The organism is Allobosea caraganae (genome assembly GCF_003351345.1).
Classification (GTDB): Bacteria; Pseudomonadota; Alphaproteobacteria; order Rhizobiales; family Beijerinckiaceae; genus Allobosea; species Allobosea caraganae.
The window spans coordinates 44,616-59,412 of the sequence record NZ_QQTO01000022.1 but is presented as its reverse complement, the minus strand read 5'-3'; the positions used below and the strand labels follow the sequence as shown (position 1 = coordinate 59,412).

Below are 14,797 nucleotides of genomic sequence, written 5' to 3'. Positions count from 1 at the left end.
GGCTCGGGCATTCCTGCCGACACAGAGGGCAGGAAAAGCTCGTCGTCGGTAACAACCGCGCCGGCCCGCGGCCAGCCCAAGCCGTCGGCATCACCGAGCGCCATCAATCCCGGAAGGCCCGTCAAGAAATAGCATCTATCGGGCGACAGTCTTTTAACAGAGATGACGGTGACGCGCGTCAGTGCGGGTGCCAAAAGTCCGGCTCTGTCGCAATTACTTCCTCACTGAACGCCCTGTCAGCTCGCGCTGACGGGGGCTTTTCAACCCCGGGCCTCGTCCGGCGTGCCGCCTTTGACGCCGACGAGCATGCCTCGGCGCTTCTCCGGACTCATGTCGAGCAGGTAGGCGACCTCGCATCAACCCTGTCGAAGCTTCCGGGTGTTAGCCGGTAGCCCAGCGAAATCATCGTCGGCGCGCTCAAGCATCGCGCTGGCTGCTTCGCCAAGTTCGATCGGGGGCGTCATGTCCTCCTTGAGATGCCACTCGACGAAGTCGCGGGTTTGCCCGCACTGCTCCGCGAGCGCGGCTATCCAATCGCGGCCCTGAAACTTCTGGGTCATCTCGATTGCAATCTGTCTGCCGGTCAGTGCCATGGCGTCCTCCCTGGGTGATCAGGGGCAACGCGATATCTCGACGCCCGTTCCGGCGACTTCAAAGGGAGCCAAAGCCCCCACGCCTGGCCCGGCCCCGGGGCTAACTCCGCTCGGGCTCCTCATGCGGGTAACCTGATTGAACAACGTCGCTAACGAACGTCAGATAGTTGTCATGGAAGGTCGTGACCAGCAAGGTGAACTCGTCGTCATCCGCGGGGACATACCGGATCGTATAGGCGAATTCCCCCGCGTCGATTTTGCTCAAATCGCCAATGAGGCTTCCGTGACGTCGAGCGCCCTCTTTCAGAGCGGCCATACAGTAGTCTAAAGGCACGTCCATCCCATCGCGCAGGATCAACCTGCCATGGCCGGATTTCATGATGATCTCGCTTGGACTCGCCTCCCGAGCGGGCTCGCAGAGGGATAAAGCGCAGGTATGCAGCGCTAAGTCATTGGGCGCCTTTACGGTGCGGTAAACAACCATTTCAGTGTCGCAGGCTCGCCACGCGTCGCCAGCGTTACGTACTCATTTGCTACAACTACTCATCCCGACTTTACTTGCTTTCCCGCCCGCCTTGGCAGATAGGTCCGAACCTCCCCTGGGAGAAGACCAATGGAAATCCGGTATCTGTCCAACGTTGCTGCCAGCGCGGCGCCGCCACCTAGGCACGGAAACCACGCGCATTTCGTGGTGCTTCCCTCCTGCGACGGCTGGAAGGTGTGCTTCTTCTACGACGGACGCGGAGATTTTGGCTACTTGGAGCGCTTCCTGTCGCCCGAGGGCGAGATTATCGAGCCCTGGACTCTCCCTGAAACAGATAGGAGGGCCGGCTTAAGGCTCTGGGCGCGGACTCCGCTCACACTTCACTAGGTCGGTGCGGCCCGCCCTCTCGGCTCATTACGACGATTCTGGCTTCCCCCAGGTCGCGCCGGCGGGCCTTTTCCTTGGTGGGAGGTCATCGGCCACCTCACTGCATCTTCTGAAACTTCGCCTGCTCCATGTTAGCGTTCGCTAGCAAAGCCTCGAGCTTGGCCAAGGCATCAGCGGGCAGGCGAAGTTCAATGTCCGCCTCGCCGGGAACCTCCATGCCGATGAGCGCTCCTTCGGACGGGTCTGCGCTCACTATGACGTCGCGGATTCTGCTGACGACGAAGACGCGGCTCGGCTTTCTGGTCATGGGTGTCCTTACGGGCAGCGGGTGATGAAGGTGCCGGTTTCTGCGACCTGGAACAGGCAGTCGTCGACGAACTTCACCGGCGAGCCGTCGTCGAGCGTGAACTCCACGAGGTCCAGGCCGGGAAAGGGGCGCCAGGCGATGACGGTGTAGCGGTTGCCCTCGGCGTCCTCGCATTGCTCGCGGTAGAGCTCGCGAGGTTCGAGCTGAAGTTCGGTCTGGTCGGGATGGTTGCGGCGCATGCGAGCCGCAAGCGAGACAGTGGTGTTCGAGAGCTTGGGTCGCACTGCCATGACCGCACCTACGCAACGGGACTGATGCGACTCAACGGCGCTGTGCCAAGGCTGTTCCGCGCCAAATTTTCTTCGCCTCCCAGACTTCGAGCTTAAAGATCAGATCGACGAGGGCGCCTTCTTCGGCGGTCCCTTCCAGGCAGCCGCTGAGCGCCTCGATGAGCTCGGCTGCCTTCTCTGCGTCGCGAGTGCTTGCGACCATCGCCGGTAGAGGCCGTGTCTTGTTGGGGCGGGGTCGGGACATGCAAGACCTTCTGCCTAGGCAAAATTGCCGGGCTTGCCGTCATCGAGTACCGTCGGCCTCAGCATGTCCTCCGCGGCACGCTTCACATCGTCCGGCACTGCGATATCCTCTTGGAGGTGCCACTCGATGAAATCGCGAGTGTGGCTGGTGCGGTCGGCCAGCTCCGCGATCCAATCTCGGCCGGGAAACTTCTGAATCATTTCGAGCGCCAACTGCCTGCCCGTGTGTGCCATCGCATTGCCCCTGTCCGTCAGCGATAACGCCTAATTTCGGCACCCGTTCCGCTGAACCTGGGTCGGTCATGGACTTCGCGATTGGCCGTGTCGGCCGCTCCATGCACGGCGCACAGAGAACGACAGCAATGGCGTCATATGTCGCGGTAGGATCTCGAGACAGGGTGCGAAGCGCAGGCTCTTCTAGACGCGGCCGTCCAGCCACTCATCGATCAAATCGAGTCGCGCACGGTAGATCACCGACCCGTCGGAGTTGCGCACGCAGACGCGGAAGCTGCGTTCATCGCCATCCGGCAGCTTGTCCCTTGCCATGTCTGGCAGAGCATCGAGCGCGATTCGCCGCGCGGTCTCGTCGTCGGAAAGCTCAAGGCCTTCCTTGTCGATATCGCTGTGACGACCGTCGGAGCTGTCGATGAAGTAGCGCGGCATGCCGGATCAATGTCGCATGATGCCGTTGGTTCCGTCAGCGTGGCTCGTTGATCAGGTTGAGGTAAATCGGGTCGAAATCGCAGAGCTCCGCCAGGGCCGCGAAGTCGTGGATGGTAACGGTCGAGGCCTTCCAGCTCACCAACCCGGTGCGCCGCAACGCTTGCAAGGTCCGGTTCACCTGCACCAGCGACATGCCGAGGACATCGGCCAGTTGCGCCTGCGTCACCGGGAAATCGAAGGAATGGCGCGGCGCCAGGCCGACCGCGTTCAGGCGCACGCTGAGTTCGCAGATTAGATGGCCGAGATGGTGAAGTGGCTTGCGTCGGCCTATGCAGGCGATCCACGCGCGCTGAATGGCGCCGTCGACAACCGTCGAGAGCCAGAGCAGGCGGCTGAGATGAGGCGCCGCCTCCGAGATCCGCACCAGCTCCTGATGCGGCACGTAGGCCGCATGGACCTCAGTGAGCGCGACCACGCTATGGTCCATTAGCTTCAGCAACAGCGCGTGGAGGTCGACGAAGTCGCCGGGAATGTGGACCGCGGTGATCTGGCGCGTTCCGTCCTTGAGCATGACCTCCCTGCCGGTGAAGCCACTCAGGACGAGGCAGCTTTCGTTCGGCCGCGAATGCTCGACGACGAGCTCCTCGCCCTTGCCGAAGGCCTTGAAACGCATCGACAGGTTGGCCAGCAGATTGCGTTCGTAGGCCGAGACCTGATCGCGGCACTCCAGATAGCGGATCAGCGCCTCCACGGCGATGGCCCGGTCGTCGCGTAGATCATTCATGTTAGCCGAATCCTGCTGGCTGCGACGAGTTTCCGGGGCCGAGCCAGATTGGGGCGTCCGATGCTACCTGTCGAGGATCGCCGCAATTTCACGGGCGAGAGCCGCCACCCGCTGGCTGGCAGCGAGAAAGCGCTCGGTATCGACCGCCCCCGAACTTTCGCCGACGCGAACGGCGTCCAGTGCTTCGGCCGCATCGTCGACCGCGGATCGAAGGCTGGCATAGAGTTGGCTCAACGTGGTGATCTGACCGGGGCTCGGTGTCGGACTCATCAGCGATACTGACGTGCCGGCGTCGCGTCGGCGATATCAATTGACATAGTTGCCGCGTTGGGGGGGCCAGCCTGTTTGATTTTCCGCGAGGGCCTCTAGATCGCACCCGTCGGAGCAGCAGAGGCTTCCTTTCGGGCCATGTACTCAGCGACTGCCGCCTGCAACGCCAATTTTTCGAGAGCGTAGGACGTCTCGAATGTTGCGCTTTCCAAGGTCTGAAGCCTGGCCAGCGCTGCCCGAAACTCGTCGTCCGTCTGAATGGTCATGGAAGGGGTTTCAACTGGCATTTCAACAAGACGCGTCATGCCGTCTACTCCACCGTTCCCAGTTCAGGCGAGGAAATATAGAGGTACCTCGGACGGCTTCAATATCATTTGATACTTCGTCTCCTCGCAGGACAGCGACCGCAAGCCGCACCGCGCGTCGTCCTAGGGCTGTGCGAAATCTGTTCCGGTTCCCGCGCCTCATTGCTTCGATCGGTGCAGCCAGCGCCGGGCCGTCTGCGCCGCCCGCTCGGCAGGCGCACGAAAATAAATCTGGGGGCGCGGGCCGAAAAATCCAAATTTCCGACTGCGAACGGATACCAGCGAACGCCAGCGGCTGTAGGCGTGTAGTATATTGATTTTATTGATCTTTTAGTCGTTTTGGGTCATCTTGTCTCCAGAAATGGAGGCACTTATGCATTCCAAACGACCGAAACGAACTGCCACCCTGATTTGCGGCGTCGAACCCGAATTGCGGGCCGCAGTTGAGAAGGAAGCCGAGCGCCGCGACACGTCGATGTCGAGCACCATCCGCGCGTTGATCCGCGCTCAGCTCACGCTCGCTGCTGATAATCAGAATCGCTCGGTGACTGCGTGAACGCGCTGCACCAGATCGAGAGCGCCGAGAGCGAGCGTTCGGAGCCGGCGAACGTAGCGCCCCCGTTGCCGATCGAGCGGCACATCGTCGGCGCCGCATTGTGCGCCGAGCGCATGAGACAGCTCACCGAGCAGCTGCTGTTGCTGCTTCGCCATGCTCCTCGCGACGCGGAAACTTACGCCCGCGTCCACAACGACATCCTGGACGCCTGGTCGGTCACAGATCAGCATTTCCAGGCCTATCACGCAGTCATCGGATGCGGAGGGCAGGCCTAATGGCGGACCCGTTTTCAGGCCGGCAAGGCCGTCTCACCGGCATGTGGGCTGCCGATCAGGCGCAGAACACCGGCAACTCAATCAGCGCCTTACTCAATACGGGGCAGACCAACGCGCTCGGCTCCATTGGCACTGGTCGCACCAACAGCCTCGCGTCACTCGGGCAGGGCTATGACGCCGCCGTGCCGCAGTATCAGGAAGCCATCGGCCGGTTCGACCCTTGGGCGGAGGCCGGCCGTGGCGCGCTGACGACATATCAGAACAGCCTCGGGCAGAACGGCGCGGCGGGCAATGCGGCTGCGGTCTCTCAGTTCCAGGCATCGCCAAGCTATCAGTATCAGGTCGATCAGGCGACGGATGCGGTTGCGCGCAAAGCCTCTGCTCTTGGAGCGCTCGGCTCGGGAAATACGCAGGCCGCCATCACGGATCGCGCCAGCCAGCTTGCCAATCAGGAATATGGCGGCTGGCAGGATCGGCTCAACGGTCTTTCCACGCAAGGTCTTCAAGCGACCGGCGCTCAAGCGGCCCTCCAACGTGGCCTTGGGGACCTTGGCGTTCAGCGTGGGCGCGACGAGAGCAACATTTACGACAACGCGGCCGGCCGAGAAGCGGGGATCTATTCCAACTTCGCGGGCCTGGGCGCGAGCAACTTGGCCAACCTCGGGCAGCAGACCATTAGCGCTGGCACAGGTGCGTTGATGGCAGGCCAGGACGCGGCGGCCAACAAGTTAAACTTCGGCATGAACATCGCCAAGACCGGCCTGTCTCTCCTCGGTGGTGGCCTGGGTGGGCTCGGCGGACTTGCGGGCGGTGCCCTATTCGGTGGCGGAGGTACCGTCAGCAACGCGCTCGGCGCCGCGACGAACTTCCAACCCTTCGGCGACGGGACGAAATGGTAATGGCCAACTACGGTCCCCGGCTTATCGACTTCAGTCCCCTTGGAAGCCTCGGAAGCGCGTTCACGGACGCCTATGACAAGGCCAACAAGAAGCGCACGCTCGCCGACATCGGGCAATCTCTCACCGGCCCGAACCCGGATTATTCCGGCGCCGCCAGCCGCATCATGTCGCTCGGCGACCTCGGGAGCGCGGTCGACGTGCTCAAGCTCGCCGAAACGTCGCGGACCCGCGGGCTCTCCGAGGCGGCGACGCGAGGACTTGCCGATGCTCTGTCCGGTTCAGGTGGAGGCCTGGCTGCTCTCGGCCAGGGTACGCCTCCGAGCTTGAACTTTGCTCCGACTGCCGGCGAAACCTCGCCCGCCTCGCTGATCAACTCGGAGAGTGGTGGCAACTGGCGCGCTCAGAACGATGCGGTTGGAGCCGGTGGCCAAGTCGGGCATTTCGGACGCGCGCAGTTCGGCCAAGCACGTTTGCAGGAAGCGGCGGCGGCCGGCGCCATCCCTCAGGGAACGACGCCGCAACAGTTCATGACCTCGCCTGAATTGCAGCAGCGCGCTGAACGCTGGCACTTCGGCGACATCGACAACTTCATTGCGCAGAACGGCCTCGACAAGATGGTTGGCCAGCAAGTTGCGGGCGTCCCTGTCACGGTCGAAGGGATGCGCGCCGTCGCGCATCTGGGAGGCAAGGAGGGGCTTCGCAAGTTCATCGCGACGGGCGGCCAGTACAATCCCGCAGACGATAACGGCACGACCCTGCGGGACTATCTCGCGCGCCATCAGAGCGGGGGCTATGCGACGCAGGTTGCGCAAGGTGGCCCCGACATGCCGGCGCCCGGTGCGGCGCTCGCAGCCTTGCGAGGCAATGGCTCGGGCTTCGCAGTGCCCGGCCAGCCGGCGCCCATGACCGGCAGCGCCTTCAATGCCATCTCGGCAGGCGAGGCGACGCGCCCCGTGTTTCAGGATGAGGGTGTTTCCCAACCTTGGATGGGCAGCGCACTTTCGCAGCTCGGTTCTCCGGTTGCTAGCGCACCCATGCCAGCGCCTCGCCCCTTCAACATCGGCGCGGATGTCCCGGCTCGTGACGCGGTGCCCGCCATCGGCCAGATGCCTGCGCAGATGCCGCCCGATCTCTCGAACGAGAATGATGCGGGTTCGCGGACGTTCGCCCTGTCTCAGGGCGGCGGGGCTCAAAACGACTTTGCGGCGCCCCAAGGCCGAGACGCGCCGCTTGCGCTTCCGGCCCTTGGTCAGACGCCCGTGGCGCAGGCTGCCGATATGCCGGCGCGCGGGGCGATGCAGACGCAGGGCGTCGGCTCGCAGGTAGGGGTTCCCAGCAGCCAGTTGCCGCGCCCGACGACATCCGCGCAGGCGCTCGACTATGGCATGACCCGGCAGATGGAAGCGGCGAAAGGACAGGTCGGCAAACTCGCCACAGCTCTCGCCAATCCGAACCTTCCCGCCAACGCCCGCGCCGTTGGCGAGATTTTCCTGAAGGAGGCGCTGGAGGCTTCGAAGGCGCCCGATACCGTCAAGGAGTTTATGTACGCGCGTGGCATGGGCTGGACGCAGGCGAAGAGCCCAGCTGAATACCAGCGGGAGAAGACGGACAGCGCCCCTACCAGCGTCAAAGAATACGAATATGCGAAGCGGAACGGCTTCGCTGGCTCAATCCTCGATTACGAGCGCGAAAAGGCCGCCACCAGGGCCAAGCCCGGTCCGTCCGCTGCGGATCAGAAGGCCATCTTCGCCGCCGAAGACGAATTGCCGGTAATCGAGGGCACTATCGAAACGCTCAAGCGGGCTCGCGAACTGAACGGGCAGACCTACATGGGCGTGGGCGCCGGCTTGAAGGGGCAAGCGGGAACGTCCGGCATTCCAGGCGCTGGCATCATCTTTGATGAGCAAAAGGCCAGGGCTACCCGCGAGTTCGGGCAGATCATGTCCTTCGAGGCCATCAAGAGCATGTCGGCCCTTCTGAAGGGTGCGACGACCGAACGGGAGATGTCGGAATTCCAGCGGCTGCTGGGCGATCCATCAACCCCGCCGGAGCTGCGGGCCCGCACCATCGACCGCATGCTGACGCTGGCGGAGCGCCAGAAGGGTATTGCGCAGAGTCGTATTGAGGAGTTGCGCGGCAAAGCGGGGGGCCAGTCTCCCGGTCAACGGCAGGCCGCTCCCGCACCGGATCGCCCGCAGCAGCAGCGCCAGGCCACACAAGCTCCGCCCGCCGCCGTCGACTTCCTTCGCTCCAATCCCAGCGCCCGCGACCAGTTCGACGCCAAATATGGGGCAGGCGCCGCCGCTCAGGTCTTGGGGCAATAGCAATGGCCAGCAATATCTTCGATCAGTTCGATAGTGCGGCCGGCTCATCAGGGCCGCTTGTCGTCACGGTTGCGCCGAACCGGAGGCTAGGCGGAAACGTGTTCGATCAGTTCGACGCTCCCGAGGCGCCGGCCATCGGATCGCCCACGGGCTTCGCCACGAGGGCGCAGCGCGAGGGCGGCGACACACAGATGCGGCAGGCCGAATATCTGGCCGGCGCCGTCCGCATCCGAGAGCAGCAGGACAAGCCCAGCCCGCTCGGGCGCGTGGACGCCTTCATGCGCGGTGCAGCTTCATGGGTGCCGGGCATGAATAAGCTGGCTGCGGCCGGCGATGCCGCTTTCGGGGCTGGCCAGGGTGAATCCTTCGGGGATCGCTACAGCGACAATCTGGAGCGTCAGCGCGCGCTCGACGCGGCTGATGAGGCGCTCAACCCCGGCTCGAGGATTGCGGGTCAGGTTGGGGGCTTCCTGCCCACGGCTCTGGTATCGCCCGGCGTTCGTGTCGTACGGGAAGGTGCTCGTGGCGCGACCGTTCTCAACGCCGCTGCGACCGGCGGTCTCTATGGCGCGCTGACCGGGGCCGTCGAGAGCGATGGTGACGCGGCGGACAAGGCGCTAGCCGCAGGGCAGATGGGCGTAGCCGGCGGCGTACTTGGTGGGGCCTTGGGGGCAACCGTCGGCGCGGTTTCCAAGCGCCTCGGCAGGGCGCCGGCCGCTGTACCTGAAGGGGTTCTGGCAGCTGACGAGGTCGGCATCCGGTTGACGCAAGGCCAGCGCTCCGCAGATCCCGCGGTGTTGTCGCGAGAGAACGCGATGGCCGGGGGCGCCTATGGCGACCGGGCTCAGCGTGTCGCCCAGGAAGCCATTGCGGAGCAGCGAGCCCAGGCCCTGGCCGCTCGTGACCGGATCGGCGCCACTGCTGCAAGAGGCCAGGTCGATCTCGGCCGCCCCGGTGAGGCCGGCGGCATCGTGGGTGAAGCCATTGATGATTTCGCCAGCCGTGCCCGGTCTGCCTACGAGGCCAAGCAAGGTCGAATCACGGGGACGGTGCGGGAGGCCTCCGATGTCATGGCCTCGCGCTTCAATCCGCAGGATGTCACGCCTGTCGATGCCGGCGGACGGATCGCCGCGGCGACGCGACAAGCCGCCGAAGTCGGAAAGCGAGGCTATCAGCAGGCCTATGGCGACGCCTTTGCTCGTGAGGGACAGGTGGCCCCGGAGTTCTTCACGGGCGTGGCGCGTTCCGGCGACAATGGCCTGACGGTACCCGGATCCCCCAACAACGAGTTTGCCGCGCCGCTCTCCCGGCGCATCACGGAAACACTGCTCCAGCGCGCCGAGCCGATCATCCCAGACGCGACCCTGACGCCGGCCGCGTCGCGCACGCTCGCAGAGGTGGACCGGATTGCGTCGCTCAATCTGGGCCGCATCGGCAACCCTGCGCCCGGACAGACGGTAGAGGGTGTGAGCCTTCGCGGCGTCGAGCAGGCCCGCAAAATCATCATCGCGCGGTACAAGGACGCCAAGGCAAACCCCGCCGATGCGAGGGCGATGCGCGGCATCATCGAGGCGTTTGACGACCAGCTCGAACGCGCCTTCTCCAGTTCGCTTTTCAGCGGCGACGAGACGGCGCTTGCAGCGATCAAGGCCGCACGTGGGGAATTCTCGGCTTGGCAACGGACCTTTCGCCCCAATGGTCCGGGAGACGACGCCGGCAGGGCGGTCCAGCGCATCATCGAGCGCGGCGGGACGGATGAGGAGGTCGCGAACTATCTGATCGGCGCCTCCCGCGTTGGGGACAGCGGGCTCAGCGCCCGGCTCTTCGATCGGCTGGGGCAGGTGCTCGGGAAGGATTCCGCGGAATTCGGCGCGATCCGTGGCGCCGCCTGGCAGAAGCTCACGGGCGGTTTCGACGCGACCGATGCGGCCGGTGCTCGGAAGATTGCGGAGCGCATTGCCGAATTCACGGGTGAGCGCGGCCGGACGCTGGCCAGCAAGATGTTCAACTCGGGCGAACTGGAGGCGATGCAGCGCTATTCCAAGTCGCTGCAAATGTTCTCCGCATGGGCGAAGGCCCAGCCCGACAATCCTCAGGCGCAGGCGTCGGTAAAGCTCCTGATGGACGTTGCCGATCGGCGCATGTCTCCCGAAGACCTCTCATCGGCAATCTTCGGGTTCGGCAACAAGTCGTCGAGCACCAACCTTCGGCTCGTCGATGCCATCGGGGATCTGATCGGAAAGGACGGGCCAGAGTGGGCGGCTATCCGTCAGGGTGTGTGGCAGCGCATTGCGAACGTCGCCGAAGGCCAGACCGAAATGGGCGCGCAGAAGATGAGCCAGCGCATCCTCAACTTTGTCGGTGGCGAAGGCCAAAGCCTCGCGTCGCGGCTGTTCACCTCGGAGGAGATGGGCCAGATGCGGAAGCTTGCGACGGCGCTCAAGCAGACCCTTCCTCCGCCTGGGGCGACCAACCCCTCCAATTCGGGAAACCGCGGCGCTGGGCAGATGCGGGAAATGGCGCGACGCACAGTCGAAGCCCTGTTGACGACCATCGGCGCATCCATGGGTGGTTGGACCGGCGCTGCCGTGGGGCTGGCGGGCGGCAAAGGCGTTGGCGCCGTCGCCGGCATCAACGCCGCCCGGCAGGCGCGCAGCCTCTACTATCCCGGCAATCCTACCCCGATCGCGCCGAGACTTGCCGAACGCCTTGGCGCCTCCAACCGGATCACGCCGCAGGCCATCGGCCTGTCAGGGCCAGTACAGATAACTGGCGGGCCTGGGAGCACGGCGGGCTATCTGCCAGCCGCCGCCGAGCAAGATGAGCGCTAGGGTCAGAGGATGCGGACCGAAAGCGATTGCCAACGCGAGCGAGAGCGTCAGGGCGAGGCGCGCCATTCGTCAGGCAGTCTCGCGAAAGCCGTTGATGATCCACGCGAGCGCACGGCAGATGACGTACCAGAGGACTGCCAGGGCGCCACACAGGAGCGTCATGCCGCCTTCGCCATTGCTGCCCTGCAAGCTCCCGCTGGACAACGCCACAGCGAGGAAGACAAGGCCGGCCAAGATGAGCGGCACGGCACCAACGAGGCCGATGCGATGAAAGCCGCGTGTCAGACGGTCCAAGTGTCGCCCCTGTTGTTCGCTTCTGCTTCAAGGTGCCCCTTCCCTCGTCAGCCTGCAAGAGGACACGGCATCCTGATGCTAGCGAGCTTCGCCATAGTCGCCTGGGTAATGATGCGAGGTGTGATGTGACGAAAGCCAGTTCCGCGAACCCTCCCGCCAAGCCTGTTCAGCGACGGACAATCCAGAGCAACGTGGTGAAGCCGAGCAACGACGGACAGTTGGCCCACATCGGCGGTTCCAAGTCTGATGATTGGAATAATATCCTCGTCAATCAGGCGTTCGACACGCTGTGGCTCGCCAACTCTGACGAGGAACAGAAGGGCAGGCAGTACAACGCCGCCGTGGCGTACATGATGCAGATGAAACCGGCCGACGAGTTGGAGGCCATGATGGCCGCCCAGCTCTTCGCCGCGCACAATGCTGCAATGGAATGCTACCGCCGGGCGATGATCAAGGAGCAGTCGGCCGAAGCCCGCGGAATGAACCTAGCCCAGGCCAACAAGCTCTCCCGGACCTACGCCACCTTGATAGAGGCCTTGAATCGTCATCGCGGCAAGGGCGGCCAGCAGAAGGTCACGGTCAAGCACGTCCATGTCCACGAAGGCGGCCAGGCCGCAATTGGCAACTTCAGCTCGCCAGGGGGCGGGGGTGGGGTTGCAACCAATTCAAAGGGTCAGCCCCATGCAAAGCCAAATGCCGATGCACCTGAGCCCGCGCTGCTGCGCTCGGACCCGCTCGGGAATGTCCTGCCAATCTCCGGCGATGCCGAACTGCCGTTGTCGCATGCACGGCGGAAAGAGCCCCGGCGCGCCTAAAGGAAACACGTACGCGCTAAAGCACGGCCGCTTCACAGCAGAAGCCGTTCAGAACCGGCGCATGCTTTCCGCGATGGTCAAGGAAATGAAAGCGCTGGCTGAGTTGATCACCTGACCCGGCTCGCAGAAACGTATCGCCGGTACGGCGGACGCCCTGTCCGTCGCAGCAAGGTATGGCCATGATGGCCGCTCCTTTTGGCCGGGGCGCCAAAGCGCCCTTCTAGGGTCGCAGGCGGCATTTGATCGCATCCGGCTACTGCCCCCCCCAGCCACCATCCTTACAAGCCCCGTCAGCGGCCTTGCCCGAGTCGTGGCATGGCCATCCCGTTCCTGAGTAGGCCGTGAACCGACCATGGGAAGGTACGGGCGATAGATCATTGCCCGCCGAGTAGGGCGCGTCGCGCCTCTGCAACGTCGGTAGACGGTCTACCCCGCAGCGGTGCCCCAAGAACCCCTCGAACACTCACGCTGCGGGGGAGGCTTGCATCGCGCAAGTTCGCTAGCTCGTCATTTCGCGAGAGTGCCATGCCCATTAACGTCTTCTCTAGCCACTTAATTATCCTGCGGCCGCGAGTACGATCCAAACTAAAGCGCAGGTTAGCGTTCTCGTCCGGCTTGATCATGAAAGGGAAAATAAATAACTGCGGCTGCCCGCTCTGGCGTTGGAGGCAGTCATTATAGATATCGATTTTATGCGGCGTGAACGTCTCCCCACGGAACCCTTTCACCGCCACCGTCATTCCGATGTACCACGGCAATATTATCCCACCGCGCCGGATACAGAACATATAACACCCTATGGATTCTTCTAAGCCTTCTTCTTCGCGAACCTGCTCCCACAGCGCCTTTTGAGAAGCGGGCACCTGCGTTCCGTCAACCTCGATGTCATAGGGCCCGTACACATCGAAAAACTCGTCACGCGCCGGCAATTTGCGCGTCATAGGCACGTTCGGATGCCGGTTTTTACGAGCTCAGGCCATTCCGGGCCGAGCTGTTGCTTCGCATCAAGCGCATTTTCAAAGCCGGCATCGCCTGGTTTGAACATCACGACAGATAGCGCTCGATCGTGGCTCCCGCTCACGATGGTTGGGCCAGGGACATAGGTGCTGGTGGCGTTATATGAGCCGCCACCATAGGTTCCTGAGGTCTGGAAACTCCCAGGCATTTGAGAAACTGAGACATTATTCTGAGCCTGGCTACCCACGATAATGTAGCGCTCGAAGCCAGCGCGGACGGTTTCAATCGCGGCGCTCTTAGCCGCCACTTTTGCAGCCCCGGCAGATCCACAAGCTGGGGCAGCACCTGCATCGATCTGCATTGTATTAGCAGACGTTCTAGTGACCTGCGCGGCCGCACAGCCGCCGAGGGCGGCCGCTAGGCCGGCAACAATCAAAACACGCATGATCCCCCCGAGCATTTCCCGCGTATGCTGCAGCGCGCTCGCATAGGTGTCTATGCCCTTAGGGCGTTTCTTCGCCGATTATACGCCGCCGGATGGAATCGCCCCCAGTCTACACGTGATCAGTATCACGTGGGTTCGATTTCCTCCGCCTCCATCGAACCCGCGATACGGTTTCCTCGATCACATCGGCCTTCCGTTCAAAAGCTGCCATTCAAGCAGGGGCATCGTTCGCGCCTCGATCGACATGCCACGCTGCGCGTTTGAGCTATGTTCAGCAACCAGCGCCTTCATGGCATTTATGCCGGCGTCCTCTCCCTCACATTCTCGATGTTCGACGAGAGCTCCTCAATCGAGCTTTGACGGCACGCCACCAGCAAAACTTTAGCGCCAAAGTTGCAGAGGCAAGAGCCGTCTGACATTGTCGTTTGGTCAGCTGGCGGAGACGCGAGAAGCGGATGGCATTGCCAAGTACCATTCGCGTCGTGGTTCAGGGCGCAGCTCCTGAAAAGGAGGCGCCTAAGGCAAGCGAGCCCGGTGGCCTCGTCCGGTTCGTCTCGAATAACCTAGGCGCATTCCTGACATTTCTGGGCGTGTTGATAACTGCGGGCGTGGCTTTCTTTGGAGGCATTTTTCAGAAAAACGAGGCTCCTGAGGCCCGAATAACGATGGTCGTTGGCACAGAACGAATTGTGTTCGCGGGGCGGCCCAGCGAAGATCAAAGCCTCCGGATTGTGCCAACCGGACGGGCCGTTCGCATGTCCGGCGCAGCTTCATTGGATTCTGACGATCCGGTCGAACGCCTCGTCTTCAAATGGACCGTCACGCCTCTCTTCGCTCGCACCGACGGGACAACGCCGCAGGTCGGGCTTACCGACCTTGACAAGAGGGTGCTCGAATGGACCCCCCAAGTATCGGGCGCCTATGAGATTACTCTTGATGTTACAGACGACCATCGGTGCAACTTCCTCCAGCTCCTGATTGCGGAGGGTGGGTGCCGGAAGTCGTCCACCGCGCTCGCACACCTCGTAGCTCGCGATCCGAGCGAACCAGCGCTAATCGTTACTGGCATACCGGT

The 14,797-nt window shown here is 63.2% G+C and carries 20 protein-coding genes; 7 read left to right on the top strand and 13 right to left on the bottom strand.

Annotated features, from left to right (window positions below; genetic code table 11):
- Positions 1–356: 356 nt before the first annotated feature.
- The 10 genes from DWF00_RS16645 to DWF00_RS29120 form a co-directional block, all read right to left on the bottom strand.
- Complete coding sequence (locus DWF00_RS16645) at positions 357–593, bottom strand: hypothetical protein (protein ID WP_114832273.1); 237 nt, start codon at positions 591–593, stop codon at positions 357–359.
- 100 nt (positions 594–693) lie between these two features.
- Positions 694–972: a hypothetical protein gene (locus tag DWF00_RS16640; protein ID WP_114853052.1), complete on the bottom strand. Its 279-nt coding sequence runs from the start codon at positions 970–972 to the stop codon at positions 694–696.
- 589 nt (positions 973–1,561) lie between these two features.
- Positions 1,562–1,771, bottom strand: a complete 210-nt coding sequence (locus DWF00_RS16630; protein ID WP_114832270.1) for a hypothetical protein — start codon at positions 1,769–1,771, stop codon at positions 1,562–1,564.
- A gap of 8 nt (positions 1,772–1,779) precedes the next feature.
- Positions 1,780–2,061: a hypothetical protein gene (locus DWF00_RS16625; protein WP_114853051.1), complete on the bottom strand. Its 282-nt coding sequence runs from the start codon at positions 2,059–2,061 to the stop codon at positions 1,780–1,782.
- A gap of 31 nt (positions 2,062–2,092) precedes the next feature.
- Positions 2,093–2,305 (bottom strand): hypothetical protein, encoded by a 213-nt coding sequence (locus tag DWF00_RS29125; RefSeq protein WP_147283825.1) that lies wholly within the window; start codon positions 2,303–2,305, stop codon positions 2,093–2,095.
- Between the two features lie 14 nt (positions 2,306–2,319).
- Entirely contained in the window at positions 2,320–2,538 is a 219-nt protein-coding gene (locus DWF00_RS16620; RefSeq protein WP_114832268.1) for a hypothetical protein, read from the bottom strand.
- Positions 2,539–2,721: 183 nt separating this feature from the next.
- A complete protein-coding gene (locus tag DWF00_RS16615; RefSeq protein ID WP_114832267.1) occupies positions 2,722–2,967 on the bottom strand; it encodes a DUF6894 family protein in 246 nt (81 codons plus the stop codon).
- Between the two features lie 34 nt (positions 2,968–3,001).
- Positions 3,002–3,751: a Crp/Fnr family transcriptional regulator gene (locus DWF00_RS16610; RefSeq protein ID WP_114832266.1), complete on the bottom strand. Its 750-nt coding sequence runs from the start codon at positions 3,749–3,751 to the stop codon at positions 3,002–3,004.
- A gap of 63 nt (positions 3,752–3,814) precedes the next feature.
- Positions 3,815–3,985: a hypothetical protein gene (locus DWF00_RS29480; RefSeq protein WP_181832869.1), complete on the bottom strand. Its 171-nt coding sequence runs from the start codon at positions 3,983–3,985 to the stop codon at positions 3,815–3,817.
- Between the two features lie 131 nt (positions 3,986–4,116).
- Positions 4,117–4,326: a hypothetical protein gene (locus DWF00_RS29120; protein ID WP_147283824.1), complete on the bottom strand. Its 210-nt coding sequence runs from the start codon at positions 4,324–4,326 to the stop codon at positions 4,117–4,119.
- Between the two features lie 373 nt (positions 4,327–4,699).
- Here DWF00_RS29120 and DWF00_RS16600 point away from each other — a divergent pair, with 373 nt between their 5' ends.
- Genes DWF00_RS16600 through DWF00_RS16580 form a run of 5 tightly spaced genes read left to right on the top strand, consistent with a single transcriptional unit; the run spans position 4,700 to position 11,211 of the window.
- The gene (locus DWF00_RS16600; RefSeq protein WP_147283823.1) at positions 4,700–4,882 is read left to right on the top strand and encodes a hypothetical protein; all 183 of its coding nucleotides are present in this window, start codon (positions 4,700–4,702) and stop codon (positions 4,880–4,882) included.
- The gene (locus DWF00_RS16595) at positions 4,879–5,157 is read left to right on the top strand and encodes a hypothetical protein (protein ID WP_114832264.1); all 279 of its coding nucleotides are present in this window, start codon (positions 4,879–4,881) and stop codon (positions 5,155–5,157) included. Before DWF00_RS16600 ends, DWF00_RS16595 begins: the two co-directional genes overlap by 4 nt.
- Complete coding sequence (locus DWF00_RS16590; RefSeq protein WP_114832263.1) at positions 5,157–6,056, top strand: hypothetical protein; 900 nt, start codon at positions 5,157–5,159, stop codon at positions 6,054–6,056. The genes DWF00_RS16595 and DWF00_RS16590 overlap by 1 nt, the downstream gene beginning before the upstream one ends.
- Positions 6,056–8,380: a YML083C domain-containing protein gene (locus DWF00_RS16585; protein WP_114832262.1), complete on the top strand. Its 2,325-nt coding sequence runs from the start codon at positions 6,056–6,058 to the stop codon at positions 8,378–8,380. The genes DWF00_RS16590 and DWF00_RS16585 overlap by 1 nt, the downstream gene beginning before the upstream one ends.
- 2 nt (positions 8,381–8,382) lie before the next feature.
- Positions 8,383–11,211, top strand: a complete 2,829-nt coding sequence (locus DWF00_RS16580) for a hypothetical protein (protein WP_114832261.1) — start codon at positions 8,383–8,385, stop codon at positions 11,209–11,211.
- Between the two features lie 69 nt (positions 11,212–11,280).
- Here the strand turns inward: DWF00_RS16580 and DWF00_RS16575 are convergent, their stop codons facing one another.
- On the bottom strand, positions 11,281–11,505 hold the full coding sequence (locus DWF00_RS16575; protein WP_114832260.1) for a hypothetical protein: 225 nt from the start codon (positions 11,503–11,505) through the stop codon (positions 11,281–11,283).
- 125 nt (positions 11,506–11,630) lie between these two features.
- On the opposite strand from DWF00_RS16575, the gene DWF00_RS29475 reads away from it, so the two are divergent.
- Together DWF00_RS29475 and DWF00_RS30000 are read left to right on the top strand one after the other, a co-directional pair.
- Entirely contained in the window at positions 11,631–12,320 is a 690-nt protein-coding gene (locus tag DWF00_RS29475; RefSeq protein ID WP_181832868.1) for a hypothetical protein, read from the top strand.
- Positions 12,247–12,435, top strand: coding sequence for a hypothetical protein (locus tag DWF00_RS30000; RefSeq protein WP_281270159.1), 189 nt, complete (start codon positions 12,247–12,249; stop codon positions 12,433–12,435). The genes DWF00_RS29475 and DWF00_RS30000 overlap by 74 nt, the downstream gene beginning before the upstream one ends.
- A gap of 259 nt (positions 12,436–12,694) precedes the next feature.
- Here the strand turns inward: DWF00_RS30000 and DWF00_RS16565 are convergent, their stop codons facing one another.
- Positions 12,695–13,261, bottom strand: a complete 567-nt coding sequence (locus DWF00_RS16565) for a hypothetical protein (protein WP_114832258.1) — start codon at positions 13,259–13,261, stop codon at positions 12,695–12,697.
- Positions 13,258–13,722, bottom strand: coding sequence for a hypothetical protein (locus DWF00_RS16560; RefSeq protein ID WP_114832302.1), 465 nt, complete (start codon positions 13,720–13,722; stop codon positions 13,258–13,260). Before DWF00_RS16560 ends, DWF00_RS16565 begins: the two co-directional genes overlap by 4 nt.
- Positions 13,723–14,797 lie beyond the last annotated feature (1,075 nt).

Bases quoted from the DNA above. Each gene is read 5' to 3' on its own strand.
- DWF00_RS16640 (WP_114853052.1), bottom strand. From the start codon at position 972: ATGAAATCCGGCCATGGCAGGTTGATCCTGCGCGATGGGATGGACGTG.
- DWF00_RS16625 (WP_114853051.1), bottom strand. From the start codon at position 2,061: ATGGCAGTGCGACCCAAGCTCTCGAACACCACTGTCTCGCTTGCGGCT.
- DWF00_RS16630 (WP_114832270.1), bottom strand. From the start codon at position 1,771: ATGACCAGAAAGCCGAGCCGCGTCTTCGTCGTCAGCAGAATCCGCGAC.
- DWF00_RS16610 (WP_114832266.1), bottom strand. From the start codon at position 3,751: ATGAATGATCTACGCGACGACCGGGCCATCGCCGTGGAGGCGCTGATC.
- DWF00_RS16620 (WP_114832268.1), bottom strand. From the start codon at position 2,538: ATGGCACACACGGGCAGGCAGTTGGCGCTCGAAATGATTCAGAAGTTT.
- DWF00_RS29120 (WP_147283824.1), bottom strand. From the start codon at position 4,326: ATGACGCGTCTTGTTGAAATGCCAGTTGAAACCCCTTCCATGACCATT.
- DWF00_RS16565 (WP_114832258.1), bottom strand. From the start codon at position 13,261: ATGACGCGCAAATTGCCGGCGCGTGACGAGTTTTTCGATGTGTACGGG.
- DWF00_RS16615 (WP_114832267.1), bottom strand. From the start codon at position 2,967: ATGCCGCGCTACTTCATCGACAGCTCCGACGGTCGTCACAGCGATATC.
- DWF00_RS16645 (WP_114832273.1), bottom strand. From the start codon at position 593: ATGGCACTGACCGGCAGACAGATTGCAATCGAGATGACCCAGAAGTTT.
- DWF00_RS16590 (WP_114832263.1), top strand. From the start codon at position 5,157: ATGGCGGACCCGTTTTCAGGCCGGCAAGGCCGTCTCACCGGCATGTGG.
- DWF00_RS16585 (WP_114832262.1), top strand. From the start codon at position 6,056: ATGGCCAACTACGGTCCCCGGCTTATCGACTTCAGTCCCCTTGGAAGC.
- DWF00_RS16580 (WP_114832261.1), top strand. From the start codon at position 8,383: ATGGCCAGCAATATCTTCGATCAGTTCGATAGTGCGGCCGGCTCATCA.
- DWF00_RS30000 (WP_281270159.1), top strand. From the start codon at position 12,247: ATGTCCTGCCAATCTCCGGCGATGCCGAACTGCCGTTGTCGCATGCAC.
- DWF00_RS16600 (WP_147283823.1), top strand. From the start codon at position 4,700: ATGCATTCCAAACGACCGAAACGAACTGCCACCCTGATTTGCGGCGTC.
- DWF00_RS16560 (WP_114832302.1), bottom strand. From the start codon at position 13,722: ATGCGTGTTTTGATTGTTGCCGGCCTAGCGGCCGCCCTCGGCGGCTGT.
- DWF00_RS29125 (WP_147283825.1), bottom strand. From the start codon at position 2,305: ATGTCCCGACCCCGCCCCAACAAGACACGGCCTCTACCGGCGATGGTC.